The 12277-nt window shown below is 70.4% G+C and carries 12 protein-coding genes; 3 read left to right on the forward strand and 9 right to left on the reverse strand.

The genetic code is table 11. The features are described 5' to 3' along the window. Nucleotides 1-198: 198 nt before the first annotated feature. The gene (locus ABWV20_RS04590; RefSeq protein WP_353353645.1) at nucleotides 199-612 is read right to left on the reverse strand and encodes a PPOX class F420-dependent oxidoreductase; all 414 of its coding nucleotides are present in this window, start codon (nucleotides 610-612) and stop codon (nucleotides 199-201) included. Nucleotides 613-766: 154 nt separating this feature from the next. Between ABWV20_RS04590 and ABWV20_RS04595 the strand changes: the two genes are divergently transcribed. After that, nucleotides 767-1360, forward strand: a complete 594-nt coding sequence (locus ABWV20_RS04595) for a YdeI/OmpD-associated family protein (RefSeq protein ID WP_353353646.1) — start codon at nucleotides 767-769, stop codon at nucleotides 1358-1360. A gap of 184 nt (nucleotides 1361-1544) precedes the next feature. Next, nucleotides 1545-2339 carry a DinB family protein gene (locus ABWV20_RS04600; RefSeq protein ID WP_353353647.1) on the forward strand — a complete coding sequence of 265 codons (795 nt, stop codon included), beginning with the start codon at nucleotides 1545-1547 and terminating at the stop codon, nucleotides 2337-2339. Between the two features lie 72 nt (nucleotides 2340-2411). On the opposite strand, the gene ABWV20_RS04605 is transcribed toward ABWV20_RS04600, so the two are convergent. Beyond that, nucleotides 2412-3203 carry an SRPBCC domain-containing protein gene (locus tag ABWV20_RS04605; protein ID WP_353353648.1) on the reverse strand — a complete coding sequence of 264 codons (792 nt, stop codon included), beginning with the start codon at nucleotides 3201-3203 and terminating at the stop codon, nucleotides 2412-2414. Beyond that, the gene (locus ABWV20_RS04610; RefSeq protein ID WP_353353649.1) at nucleotides 3200-3778 is read right to left on the reverse strand and encodes an ArsR/SmtB family transcription factor; all 579 of its coding nucleotides are present in this window, start codon (nucleotides 3776-3778) and stop codon (nucleotides 3200-3202) included. Before ABWV20_RS04610 ends, ABWV20_RS04605 begins: the two co-directional genes overlap by 4 nt. A gap of 252 nt (nucleotides 3779-4030) precedes the next feature. Between ABWV20_RS04610 and ABWV20_RS04615 the strand changes: the two genes are divergently transcribed. Further along, the gene (locus ABWV20_RS04615; protein ID WP_353353650.1) at nucleotides 4031-7624 is read left to right on the forward strand and encodes an RICIN domain-containing protein; all 3594 of its coding nucleotides are present in this window, start codon (nucleotides 4031-4033) and stop codon (nucleotides 7622-7624) included. Between the two features lie 116 nt (nucleotides 7625-7740). Here the strand turns inward: ABWV20_RS04615 and ABWV20_RS04620 are convergent, their stop codons facing one another. From ABWV20_RS04620 to ABWV20_RS04645, 6 genes are read right to left on the reverse strand one after another with little or no spacing between them, the layout of a single operon-like run. Next, entirely contained in the window at nucleotides 7741-8478 is a 738-nt protein-coding gene (locus ABWV20_RS04620; RefSeq protein WP_353353651.1) for a DUF6390 family protein, read from the reverse strand. Next, nucleotides 8475-9398 carry an EamA family transporter gene (locus ABWV20_RS04625; RefSeq protein WP_353353652.1) on the reverse strand — a complete coding sequence of 308 codons (924 nt, stop codon included), beginning with the start codon at nucleotides 9396-9398 and terminating at the stop codon, nucleotides 8475-8477. The genes ABWV20_RS04620 and ABWV20_RS04625 overlap by 4 nt, the downstream gene beginning before the upstream one ends. Further along, nucleotides 9395-9640, reverse strand: a complete 246-nt coding sequence (locus tag ABWV20_RS04630; RefSeq protein WP_353353653.1) for a HypC/HybG/HupF family hydrogenase formation chaperone — start codon at nucleotides 9638-9640, stop codon at nucleotides 9395-9397. Before ABWV20_RS04630 ends, ABWV20_RS04625 begins: the two co-directional genes overlap by 4 nt. Then, nucleotides 9640-10113, reverse strand: coding sequence for a hydrogenase maturation protease (locus ABWV20_RS04635; protein WP_353353654.1), 474 nt, complete (start codon nucleotides 10111-10113; stop codon nucleotides 9640-9642). Before ABWV20_RS04635 ends, ABWV20_RS04630 begins: the two co-directional genes overlap by 1 nt. Continuing rightward, nucleotides 10110-11423, reverse strand: a complete 1314-nt coding sequence (locus tag ABWV20_RS04640; protein WP_353353655.1) for a Ni/Fe hydrogenase subunit alpha — start codon at nucleotides 11421-11423, stop codon at nucleotides 10110-10112. Before ABWV20_RS04640 ends, ABWV20_RS04635 begins: the two co-directional genes overlap by 4 nt. Beyond that, nucleotides 11420-12274, reverse strand: a complete 855-nt coding sequence (locus ABWV20_RS04645; RefSeq protein ID WP_353353656.1) for an NADH-quinone oxidoreductase subunit B family protein — start codon at nucleotides 12272-12274, stop codon at nucleotides 11420-11422. Before ABWV20_RS04645 ends, ABWV20_RS04640 begins: the two co-directional genes overlap by 4 nt. Nucleotides 12275-12277: the final 3 nt, after the last annotated feature.

Here is a 12277-nt window from a genome sequence, read left to right on the forward strand (position 1 = left end):
CGACCGCCCCTGGGCAGAAACAGATGGCCCTTGACACCCTTGGCGCGATTCCCCACCTGGCCTCGCCTGGTCGGCGACTCGCGGACGACCACGGCAAGTCTGCCGACGTCCCGGGTCAACCTGCTGGTCCCCGCAAAGAAGCTGACACGTTGGGCCACCGACGAGCGCTGTGAGCGGGGCGGAACCGGCGCTTGCTGACTACGTCGAGACCAGTGCGGAGGACCGCATGAACCGGTTGACCTCGATCCGCAACGCCACCCGGGACGGATTCAGCCGGGGCGTCCGGTACCGGACGGCGTACTTCTCCTCCGCACGACGAATCGACGCAGGGTCCGACCTCACCTCGGCTGTCCCCTCGATGGTTGACCACCTGCGGCCATCGACCTGACAGGCCGCGACTCTGGGGTCGGCCGAGGCGTGGAGCGCCTTGAGCGAGCTTCTGGAGGTGATGACCCACGCGCAGTGCCACTCGAGGTCGAGGGCCACTCCCACCGGAGTCACGTGGGGCCTACCGTCGGTGCGCAGCGTCGTCAGGGTGCACAGGTGACGTTCGCTCCAGAAGTCCAGCAGCGAGGTCGGGAAGTCGTCCCAGTCAGGTACCCATGAAGCCACCCGGCCATCCTCCCACCGCGACCGGGTCATCACTGACGGCTGTGCGGCCTTGCTCACGCTGTGCCGTCCGGGCGACATGGGGCGTGTGATCAGGGCCGCACGTACTGACCGTTGGGCCGAGGGTCGTGTCGGTGGGCGATGCCAGGATGGCCGCATGTCGGACGAGGAGACGCCGGAGGAGGTGGCGGGCCAGCCGGTGATCTCGTTCGCCACTGTCCCCGACTGCGAGGCATGGTTCGCCGAGCACTACGCAGACCGCCGCGGCTTCTGGCTCAAGATCGGCAAGGTGGGCGCGGCGCAGACGGTCAGCTATGCCGAGGCGCTCGAGGTCGCCCTCTGCCACGGCTGGATCGACGGGCAGAAGCGGGGGCATGACGAGACCTACTGGTTGCAGCGGTTCACCCCGCGGGGGCCGCGAAGCAAATGGTCACAGATCAACCGGGACAAGGCCGAGGCGCTGATCAAGGCCGGCCGCATGCGCCCGGCCGGGCAGGCGCAGGTCGACGCGGCGAAGGCGGACGGCCGGTGGGCGGCGGCCTATGCCGGCCAGAGCGCCGCGACCGTCCCCGACGACTTGGCGGTCGCGCTCGAGGCCGACCCTGAGGCGAAGGCGTTCTTCGAGACACTCAAGGGCGCCAACCGCTATGCGATCCTCTACCGCGTCCACGACGCGAAGAAGCCAGAGACCCGGGCCGCTCGCATCGCGAAGTTCGTCGAGATGTGCCACCACCACGAGACCGTCCACTGACTGCTGGCCGGCTCCCACGGCCCCATAACCGGGACCCGGGCACGAGGACCCTTGCATCGACGACAGGATCGTTCGACGACGTATGGGTGTGGTGGTGGTCGACACGGAGGGTGCGCGGCATGGTCCTCAGGCAGCAGATGCACGATGCAGTCGGGGTGTCTGTGGTGCGGCCTAGCCTGTCTGGATGCGACGCTTCGACGACGAGGACCTCACCGGGGCAGAGTTCCGCGAATGCGACCTGAGCAGAGCACGGATGGTCGGCGTCGTCATGCACGACGCCGAGATCGATGGCCTGGTGACGAATCTCGTGGTCAACGGCGTTGAGGTGATGCCATATGTCGAGGCGGAGCTGGACCGCCGTCACCCGGTCCGGCTGCTGATCCGCTCCGACGATCCGGAGGACCTGCGAGAGGCCTGGCGGCAGCTGCGGGACGACTGGGCGAGGACCACCGAGCGAGTTCGGTCCATGCCGGCGAACAGCGAACATCACCGCGTCGACGGGGAGTGGTCGATGGTGGAAACCCTGCGCCACCTCGTCTTCGTGCACGACTCGTGGTTCCGACGCTGCGTGCTCGGGCTCACCGAGCCGTTCACGGCCATGGGACTGGGTCCACCGTCCACCACGGACGAGGAGGACGAGGAGGACGAGGAGGACGAGAACGGGCTCGACCGGTCTGCCCAACCGAGCCTCGAGGAGGTGCTCGCCGTACGAGCGGCGCACGCTTCAGAGATCGAGACCTGGCTGGCCCAGGTCACACCCGACCAGCTCGCCCAGACCGCGCCGGTCCCCGACGACGACCGATGGCCCCCGTACGCCACGGGACGGACAGTGCGGCAATGCCTCGGCACCGTGCTCAACGAGGAGTGGGCCCACCACGGGTTCTGCAGACGTGACCTGGACAAGCTGTCGGGCCAGGGTTCGTCGCAGGGCTCAGGCGGGAACCGTGGGACAGTCCCTCATCGATCCGGACCCGACTGAGCTCGAGACGGGTGAGCCTCGTCCCGTCGGCGCGTAGTCGTAGGTGCGAAGGGGTTGGCCCTCTCTCCGGCATCAGGCATGGACGGAGATGCCCTGGAGCCAGGCCTGCCAGGCCGGCTCTTCGCGCCGCACGTAGTCGGCGGCGTCGGCGGAGAACAGGTACGCCCGGACGCCCGCCGTCGCCTTGCCGTCGCCCTGGTCCCACGAGTAGACGCTGAGCATTCCGGGCACCGGCGCGGTGAGTCGGACCAGCGTCTGGCGCTCACCGACGCGCTCGACCGTCCCGGTGGCGCCGCGCACCTTGACCGTCGCGCCCTCGTCGCCCAGCCCGAGCGTGTCGCGCAGGGTCGACCAGAGCGCGTCGGCGTCCCCGGGGTGGGAGGCGGTGGCCTCCAGGTGTGTGGCCTCCTGGCCGGGGAAGTGGGACAGGTAGAGGCGCAGGTTGTCGAAGAACGGCATCCAGCCGGGGGCCATGGTGGCCCAGAACTCCGACTCCCAGGCGGCGCCGGTGCCGAAGCCGCTGCTGGTGACGCGAACGACGCAGGTTCCGCCGGACTGTGCCTCGACGATGAACTCGGAGGTCAGCCGGCTGAGCGCATCGGGGTCCTTGCCCATGAGGGCGGCCCAGTCCTCCTCGTAGACGAGGCGGCGCGGTGGCTCCCAGGCGGTGACCTGGCCGTCCGAGCCCATCTCCGGGCCCATGGTGAAGTGCACGGAGCCGCCTTCGCGCTCCTCCATCTCGGTGGGCGTGAACCAGGCGCTCATGCCCTTGGCGGTGGCGATGGCCTGCCAGACCTGCTCCGGGGTGCCCGGGACCTCGACGCTGAACTCCAGGCGGTACGGGACGTTCGGGGTGGTGCTCATGGGTTCTCCTCAGGAAGGGGGTGGGCGGCGACGAGGAGCCGGTGCGGGCGCCCGTCGTCGTGGTGGTAGCGAGCGGCCAGGTCGAGCACCGCGGCGGTCAGGTCGTCTGCGAAGGCCGCCCGGTCGGCGGCCGACCGGAAGCCGATCTGCGTGTCGATCGTCAGGGTCGGCAGGCGCTTGCCGGTCGCGCCGGCCCGGCGCGCCAGGGCGCCGACCTCGCGCACCAGCCGGCCGGCCAGCGCAACGAGATAGCTCGCCGACAGGTGGTCGGCGTTGGCGTCCGGGTCGGCCGCGGACGCACTGACGGCCGCCGGCGACACGACGTACGACGCCGCCGACGCCTGCAGCACCCGCTCGGTGATGCCCCCGTGCCGGCGCTCGTCGGACAGCTCCACCAGGCCGTGCGCCTCGAGCGCCTTGAGGTGGTAGTTGACCTTCTGGCGCGAGATGCCGACCCGGGCGGCGAGTCCGGCGGCGGAGGCCGGTCGGGTCAGCTCGCCGAGCAGTCGGGCCCGGACCGGATCCAGCGCGGCTGCGGCTGCCTCCGCGCTCTCGATGACTTCGACGTCGTGCATATCGCCACCATGCTCTTGACAACAAAACTTGTCAAGGGGCTCTGCCTCGACGTGCCGACCAGGGACCGGCGTCCGCCCGCGACCCCGCCCGCGACCCCGCCCGAACTCCGGCCCGAGCTCCGGCCCGAGATCCGGCACGCGCTGCGCGCGACCCGTGAAACTGCTGCCTTCCTACCTCTGGTGGTCGCCCTCTGCGCGCTCTAGTCTGTACCGACGCTGCTCGTTTCTGAGCCCTTTGGAGACCAATCGATCATGAACAGTCATCACACTCATCGCGCCCTGAGCCTCGCCATCGTCGGGGCCCTCACGTTCGCGGGACTCACCGCGGTCGCTCCGAGCGCCCAGGCGGCGTCCGGACGGCTCGGAGACGCCACTTCCTTCACCCGTGAGGGCGACACCTACACCGTGCGGTCGGGCGATGCCGCCCTCCGCGTCGTCGCGCAGGACGGCGACCTGCTGCGCGTCCAGTTGGCCCCTGACGGCACCTTCACGGACCCGGCCAACGACGCGCCGGCCGACCCCAACGCGCCGGACGCCGACATCGTCGTCAAGACGGACTACGCCGGGGCCGACTCGACGTTCGAGGAGACCGCCTCGTCGTATGTCATCAGCACGGACGACGCGCGGCTGACGATCACCAAGTCTCCGATCACGCTGCACCTCGCACGCGCTGACGGGACGCGCCTGTGGGACGAGTCCGCACCCCTGTCGTGGACCGACTCCGGGACGACGCAGACTCTCGCCCAGGGCGCCACCGAGCAGTTCTTCGGCGGCGGCATGCAGAACGGCCGGTTCAGCCACCGCGGCTCCACCATCACGGTCTCCCGCGACTACAACTGGAACGATGGCGGCAACCCCAACGCCTCCCCCTTCTACCTCTCGAGCAACGGCTACGGCGTGCTGCGCAACACCTTCGCGCCCGGCAAGTACGACTTCCGGGCACCGGTGCGGACCACGCATTCGGAGCAGCGCTTCGACGCCTTCTACTTCGTCGGCGACGCCAAGCAGGTCATCAACGGTCTCACCGAGCTGACCGGCCGCCCGATCGCCCTGCCCATGTATGCGCTCGAGCTCGGAGACGCTGACTGCTACCTGCACAACGCCAACCGCGGTGAGCGCGAGACCCTGCGCGACAGCACCGCCATCGCCAAGGGCTACAAGGACAACGGGCTTCCGCTCGGCTGGATGCTCGTCAACGACGGGTACGGCTGCGGCTACGAGGACCTCGCCGAGACCGGTGACGTGCTCAACGACCACGGCGCCGAGCTCGGCCTGTGGACCGAGTCCGACCTCACCAACCAGGAGGCCGAGGTCGCCGCGGGGGTGCGCGTCCGCAAGACCGACGTCGCGTGGGTGGGGCCGGGTTACCGGTTCGCCCTCGACGCGTGCGAGAAGGCCCGCGACGGCATCGAGCAGAACAGCACGGATCGCGCCACCGTCGTCACGGTCGAGGGCTGGGCGGGCACGCAGCGTTGCGGCATCCCCTGGTCCGGGGACCAGAGCGGCACGTGGGACTACATCAGGTGGCAGATCCCGACCTACGCCGGCTCGACGATGTCCGGCCAGCACGTGACGACCGGGGACGTCGACGGCATCTTCGGCGGCAGCGCCAAGACCTACGTGCGCGACCTGCAGTGGAAGATGATGCTGCCGATGACCTACGCCATGAGCGGCTGGGCGGCGAACGACAAGCAGCCCTACCGCTACGGGGAGCCCTTCACGAGCATCAACCGCAAGTACATGCTGCTCCACGAGCGGCTGCTGCCCTACTTCTACACGCACACGATGAACGCGACGAAGGACGGCGTCGGTGCGACGCGACCGCTCTACCTCGAGTACCCGGAGGACCCCAACACCTGGGGTGACGCGGTCAAGTACCAGTTCCTCGCCGGCGAGGACTTCCTCGTGGCTCCCGTCTACTCCGACACCTCGGTCCGCGACGACATCTACCTGCCGAAGGGCACGTGGGTCGACTACTGGACCGGCCGCCTCTACACGGGTGGGCAGACGATCGACGGCTACAAGGCCCCGCTCGACACCCTGCCGCTGTTCGTGCGCGCCGGCGCCATCGTCCCGATGTTCCCCGAGGGGACGATGGACTGGGCGGAGGGCAAGCGGGCGGGCCAGCTCGACCTGGACATCTACCCCAGCGGCACGTCGACGTTCACGACCTACGAGGACGACGGCCGCAGCCAGTCCCACGCGCGGGGCGAGTCGGCGACGCAGCGCTTCGACGTGACCGCTCCCGTCACCGGCCGCGGCGCCGTCACCGTCTCCATCGGGGCCCTCAAGGGGTCGTATGCCGGTAGGCCGGTTTCTCGTCACTACGTCCTCAGCGTTCACACCGACGCAGCCCCCGAGGCGGTCGAGGTCGACAAGGCGCCGCTCACCCAGGTCGCGTCCGCGGAGGCCCTGGCGAGCGCAGGCTCCGGGTACGTCTACGACACGGCGACGGGCGTCATCCAGGTCAAGACTCCGTCGCTGTCCACGGGCTCGGCGGCCTCCGTCCGGATCACCGGTGCGGGCGCGGTGGGCGGCTCGCACTCCACGGAGCGGGACGCGATGGTCGACCTCTCGGCCCCGCGGATCTCCGTGGCCGGCCAGGCAGGGACGGTGACGTCGACCTTCACCAACCACACCGGCAAGCCGGTTGACGTCACCTCGACGTCCCTCACGGCTCCGGCGGGCTGGGCGGTCAAGGCCAGCGCTCCCACGACGGCCACCGCCGTCAAGGACGGCGCCACCTTCACGACGAGCTTCACCGTGACTCCCCCGGCGGCCGCTGAGCCGGGCACCGAGGCGCTCAGCGTGAGCACGACCTACGGTGCTCGCGACGTGAGCCGCACCATCACCGACACGGCGAGCACCACGCTGGCCTTCCGCGACCTGGCGAGTGCCTTCAACAACGTGGGTGTCACCGCGACGGCCGACCCGGCCCCGGGCAACATCGACGGTGGTGGCTCGAGCTTCCTCGCAGAACGTCTCGCCGAGGCGGGGGTGACACCGGGCGCGACCGTGTCGGCGAACGGCTTCTCCTTCACCTGGTCCTCGGCCCTGCCGGGCACGAAGGACAACGTGGCCTCCGGCGGCGAGACGATCAGCCTGTCCGGCAAGGGCAACGCGCTCGCCGTGCTGGGGACGGGCACGAGCGGGGCGGCTGCGGGGCTGGCAACCGTGCACTACGCGGACGGTACGGTCTCGACCGGCACTCTCGGCATGCCGAACTGGTGCTGTCTGGCCAAGGACAGCTACGGCGCGAAGATCGCCGTGGTGACGAGGGGCAAGAACACGCCCAGCGGCCCGGCCTACCCCACGGTCGAGTACCGGCTGTACACCAAGACGGTGCGGATCGACCCGGCCAAGGACGTCGTCGCGGTGACACTGCCCGGCAACTCTGCCGTCCACGTGTTCGCCATGACCGTCGGCACGGAGGAGGTCATCCCGCCGCCGATCGCGGACGGCCAGTACTCGCTCACGTCGGACGGGCTGGCGATCCAGGCCCCGGGCAACAGCTACGCCCAGCTCACCATGGCCGCACCGAGCACCGACCCGGCGCAGAAGTGGACCCTGACCCGACAGGACAGCGGCACCTACGAGATCAAGAACGCCGGCAGCGGGCAGTGCATGGACGTCTACTACAGCTCGCAGGCCAACGGCGCCCTCGTCGGCCAGTACTCCTGCGGCGGCACGGACAACCAGCGCTGGGTCGTCACGAACACCGGTGGCGTGCTCACCATCAAGGCCAAGCACAGCGGCCTGTCCCTCACCGCTGGTCCTGACGGCAAGGTCGTGCAGAGCACCGATACCGGTGCGAGCAACCAGCGGTGGACGGCGACCGCCAACTAGCACCCGACGAGGAGATCGGACGAAGCACAGGTCAGAGTCGCGCGCGAGCGAGCCCAGCGGCATACGGAATGGCCGTATGCCGTTGGGCTCGCTCCCGCGTGCAGGTGCCCGCTGCGTCAGCTGAGGGCAGGTGCGAGACGCGGCGCCGCGTTCGCCACCGCGAGCTGTTGGACGGTCTGCCGCTGGAGCGCCGCAAGGCGGTGGGGGTCGAGCCGCTCGCAGACCCAGTCCCAGTGCAGGGAGCAGACGTCGCCGGGCGCGACGGCACCGTCACATCGGACCGTCTCGGGCACGGGATCGCCGAGACGGAGGGTGCGCCCGTCGAAGGTGAGAGGGCGGTACCGCACGACCGCCGAGCCGGGCGCCACGGAGTCGACGACGCCCCAACGGATGCGGCACCGGTCGAGAACGTGCAGCGGCTCGGCGACCCGGCCACTGCGCAGCAGGCCGACCCACGGGTAGACCACGAAGACGTGGAACCCGTGGTGCGCCCGGGCATGCTCGGTGAAGGCGGCGTCGAGTCCGCCCCACTCCCCCACCCCCAGCCGCGACCGGAAGCGCTCGTCCATCGAGGCGTGGAGCAACCGTGGCCCGACCGCCTCGAGGAGCGGGTTGCCGATCCAGTACGCCTCGACGACCTCGGGATCGAGCGGGTCCTCTCGCCGCGCAGCGGCCGCGATGAGGGCCAGATAGGGCCACGCCCCCTCGAAGCCTCGGATGAGATGGCGAAGGTCCGGGGTGTCGTGCCCGGCGGCAGCCTGCTCGAACAGCTCGGCGGAGTCCTCGGGGCCGCAGTAGCCCAAGGCGTTCGGCGGGTAGGCATAGCGCGCGAAGAGGACAGGGCCGTTGGTCATCCGGGACGACCCGCGGGATCGGCGGCGCCGACGCGTTCCCGACGGATCATCGTCAGCGCGATGAGCCCGGCCCCGAGCGCGAGCAGGGCGTACGCCGGCACGTTGGCCGGGAGGACGCCCTTGACGGTCGCGTCGATGGCGGCCGTGATGACAGCGCCCAGGACGAGGACTGCCGTGACGTCGACCGCCTGCGCGCGGGCCAGCGCGGCGAACCACGTGGCGACGTACGCTGCGAGGAGGGCCCCACAGACGAGAACCCACCGCCACTGGGCGCCCGTGAGCGAACCGAGGCCCGGCAGTCGGCCCGTCACCGTCAGCCAGCCGAGGAGGACGAGGGAGCCGACCCCCATCCGCGTGATCCCGACGGTCCACGAGGACACGCCGACGAGCAGTCGCTTGGCCACCACCGTCTCGACCGACCAGAGGAGCGTCGCTGCGAGGATGAGGAGTGCCCCGGACCCTGACGGCAGGCCCCCGGCTCCGGCGAGGGCCCACTGGCCCCCGACGAGCAGACCGATCGCGACCCAGTGCAGCCAGGAGAGGCGCTCCTTGAGCACGACCAGGGCGAGCAGGGCCACCCACAGGACGAGGGTCTTGTGGAGGAAGGCAGCCTGCGGGGCCTGCGCCCGCTGCAGTCCCTCGAAGAACAGGACGAACGGGACGCTGCCACCGAGGACCCCGACGTAGGCGAGGCCCAGCCAGTGCCCGGTCGTCGACGGTCTCGTCAGTCTCGCCCCGGCCGGTCGAGCGGCGGCCAGCAGCACGACGAGGACCGCCGCGGCGACGAGGTTCTTGGCCGTCGTGTACGTCGAGGCGTCCGAGATCGCCTTGACCCCGAAGGAGTTGACGTAGACGGACACTCCGCTGACGACGGCGGTGGCCAGGGCCAGCAGCAGGCCGCGATGACGGGCTCGAGTCATGTCAGTTCCCTCCGGTCTCTCGTGAAGTCTGGTGCGGTGCCGCGGACCGCGAGCGCCTCGTGGGCCTCCTCCGCGGTGATCCGTTCGAGGGCGAAGCCGCTGTGCACGACGAGCCAGTCGCCGACGTCGACCGGTCCGTCGAGGGTGATCAGGGAGACGGCCAGCTCCTGGGCGCCGCTGCGAACCCGGGCCCCCGCGTCGTCGTCCACGCGGAGGACCTGGGCGATCTGGCCGAGGCACATCAGCGGACCATCCCTTGCCGGCAGGCCTCGAGGACCGCTTCGACGGCGGTGGGAACGGCCGCACGCACGAGCGGCGTCATCGCGCCGGGGCGGAAGGCGAGCCCTTCGACCGTGACGATGGCCAGCTGCCCCGGCAGTGTCCCGAGCGCCTCCGAGAGCGCGACTGCCGAGCCGACACCGAAGTCGTGGCTGCCGTGCGAGCCGAGGCCTTGGAGCGACTGAAGCGGCGTGAGCTCGCTGACGACGAGTGTGCGCACCGTGCCCACCGGCGCGCCGGAGCGCACGGCGTCGATGACGACGACGTGCGGGCGGCCCTGCCAGAGGAGGGTCAGGTCGGTCGGGTCCTCGTGGGCGAGGACCTCGACCCCGGGTGGTGCGAGGGAGCGCACCGCCTCGGCGACGGCCGGGCCGACGGCGTCGTCCCCTGCGTCGGGGCTGCCGATGCCGATCACGAGGGTGTCCTGCGAGGTCATGATCGCGTCGTCCGCAGGTCGAGGAAGTGGGTCGCGCACGAGATGCAGGGGTCGTAGTTGCGGATCGCGTGCTCGCACCGGTGGGTCAGCGCATGGTCGTCGAGGTCGGCCCAGTCCGTGGCCGCGCGACGCAGGTCGGCCTCGATGCTCGGCTGGTTCTGTGACGTCGGCGGCACGATCTGCGCGTCAGTGATGACTCCCGCCTCGTCGAGGACGTAGCGGTGGAAGATCGTCCCCCGCGGCGCCTCGCTCGCTCCGCACCCCTGGCCCGCTCGAGGGACGACGGGGACGGCCGGAGCCGCACCGGCCACGCCGGGGCCGTACCCGTCGATGATCCGGATCGCCTCCTCCACGGCGTACGCCATCTCCACCGCGCGCACGACGATCGACCGGAACGGGTTGCGGCAGGTCTCGCCGAGGCCGGCGGCGCTCGCCGCCTGCTGGCAGGCTGTCGACAGCTGCGGGAAGTTGAGCGTGTAGCGCGCCAGCGGGCCGACGACATAGAGCTCCCCGTCCAGGTGCGCGTGCAGGGCGTTGGAGTGGGCCACGTGCTCCTCGACGATGTGCTCCGGGAAGTCTGCGACCTCGAAGGCCGAACCCGCCGTCGTCACGACGCTGCCACTCTCGATCGCGTACCCCTCCGGCGAATGGAGGGCAAGGTAGGTGTACGGCTGCTCGAAGTCGGGGAAGTCCAGTGTGCCGACGAACCGGACCGTCTCCAGCGCGTCCTCGAAGGCCCGCACCAGCACCGGGCGCAGGGAACGCAGCGCCGCGACGTCCGGCATGCGGTAGAAGCCGCCGACCCGCACGTTGACGGGGTGGATCGAGCGACCCCCGACGACGGTCATCAGGTCGTTGCCCGCCTTCTTGAGCCGAAGGCCCCGCTCGACGACCTCCTTGTGGTCCGCTGCCATCTCGATCGCGCTGTCGTAGCCCAGGAAGTCCGGCGCGTGCAGCAGGTGGATGTGCAGGGCGTGGCTCTCGATCCACTCGCCGCAGTAGAGCAGGCGGCGCATCGCGCGGATCGCGTCGGTGACCTCCGCCCCACAGATCGACTCGATGGCCCAGCAGGCGGCCATCTGGTAGGCGACAGGACAGATGCCGCAGATCCTGGCCGTGATGTCGGGTGGCTCGGTGTGGCGTCGCCCGCGCAGGAACGCCTCGTAGAAGCGGGGCGGCTCGAAGATGTTGAGCTGGACGTCCTCGACGACCCCGTCCCTGAAGGCGACTCGCATCCCGCCCTCGCCCTCGACCCGGGCGAGCATGCCGACCTGGAGCGTCTGGCTGCCGTCGCTGAGCCGGTGCGTCATGTGGCCTCGCCCCCCGTCACCGCGGGTTGCGTGAGCCGTTCACTCTCGGCGCGGAACGCCTCGGCGCCCGCGTTGAAGGTGCGGTAGAGCCGGGCCACGTCCTCGGCCGAGAGGCCTTGGGCGACGAGGCGATCCGTCAGGCTGGGCAGGTTGGCCGTGTCCTGCGGGCCGAAGCAGCCGTAGCAGCCGCGGTTGAAGGACGGGCAGAGGGCGCCGCAGCCCGCCTGCGTGACCGGCCCCAGGCAGGGTGTGCCGTGCGCGACGGCAACGCAGGTCGTGCCGCGAGACTTGCACTCGACGCACACGCTGTAGCTCGGGATCCGCGGCTTCCGGCCGGCCAGCGCTGCCGCCAGCAACTCGAGGAGCTGCCCCTTGTCGACGGGACAACCGCGCAGCTCACCATCAACCCGGACGTGTGCGGCGATGGGCGTCGAGGTGGCGAGCGTCGACACGTACTCGGGGTGCGCATAGACGATCGAGCGGTACTCGTCGACGTCGCCGACGTTGCGCAGCGCCTGGATTCCCCCGGCGGTCGCGCACGCGCCGATCGTCACGAGCATCCTCGACTGGTCGCGGACCTGCTGGATCCGCTCGGCATCGTGCCGTGTCGTGATCGATCCCTCGACGAGCGACAGGTCGTAGGGGCCCTCGACGACGCCGCGCGTCGCCTCGGGGAAGTAGGCGATCGTCACGGCCTCGGCGATGGAGAGCAGCTCGTCCTCGCAGTTGAGGATCGTCAGCTGGCAGCCGTCGCACGACGCGAACTTCCACACCGCCAGCGTGGGCTTGAGCGCCGGCCCTCCCGAAGCTCCTGCGGTGGCACCCTGCACCTGCGCCGGCACGTCGGACATGGC

Origin of the sequence: Intrasporangium sp. DVR, assembly GCF_040365325.1 — a bacterium.
Taxonomy (GTDB): Bacteria; Actinomycetota; Actinomycetes; order Actinomycetales; family Dermatophilaceae; genus Intrasporangium.

What these genes read in the sequence shown, in the direction of transcription:
- ABWV20_RS04595 (WP_353353646.1), top strand. Translation starts at nt 767, where the DNA reads ATGTCGGACGAGGAGACGCCGGAGGAGGTGGCGGGCCAGCCGGTGATC.
- ABWV20_RS04600 (WP_353353647.1), top strand. Translation starts at nt 1,545, where the DNA reads ATGCGACGCTTCGACGACGAGGACCTCACCGGGGCAGAGTTCCGCGAA.
- ABWV20_RS04605 (WP_353353648.1), bottom strand. Translation starts at nt 3,203, where the DNA reads ATGAGCACCACCCCGAACGTCCCGTACCGCCTGGAGTTCAGCGTCGAG.
- ABWV20_RS04610 (WP_353353649.1), bottom strand. Translation starts at nt 3,778, where the DNA reads ATGCACGACGTCGAAGTCATCGAGAGCGCGGAGGCAGCCGCAGCCGCG.
- ABWV20_RS04615 (WP_353353650.1), top strand. Translation starts at nt 4,031, where the DNA reads ATGAACAGTCATCACACTCATCGCGCCCTGAGCCTCGCCATCGTCGGG.
- ABWV20_RS04620 (WP_353353651.1), bottom strand. Translation starts at nt 8,478, where the DNA reads ATGACCAACGGCCCTGTCCTCTTCGCGCGCTATGCCTACCCGCCGAAC.
- ABWV20_RS04625 (WP_353353652.1), bottom strand. Translation starts at nt 9,398, where the DNA reads ATGACTCGAGCCCGTCATCGCGGCCTGCTGCTGGCCCTGGCCACCGCC.
- ABWV20_RS04630 (WP_353353653.1), bottom strand. Translation starts at nt 9,640, where the DNA reads ATGTGCCTCGGCCAGATCGCCCAGGTCCTCCGCGTGGACGACGACGCG.
- ABWV20_RS04635 (WP_353353654.1), bottom strand. Translation starts at nt 10,113, where the DNA reads ATGACCTCGCAGGACACCCTCGTGATCGGCATCGGCAGCCCCGACGCA.
- ABWV20_RS04640 (WP_353353655.1), bottom strand. Translation starts at nt 11,423, where the DNA reads ATGACGCACCGGCTCAGCGACGGCAGCCAGACGCTCCAGGTCGGCATG.
- ABWV20_RS04645 (WP_353353656.1), bottom strand. Translation starts at nt 12,274, where the DNA reads ATGTCCGACGTGCCGGCGCAGGTGCAGGGTGCCACCGCAGGAGCTTCG.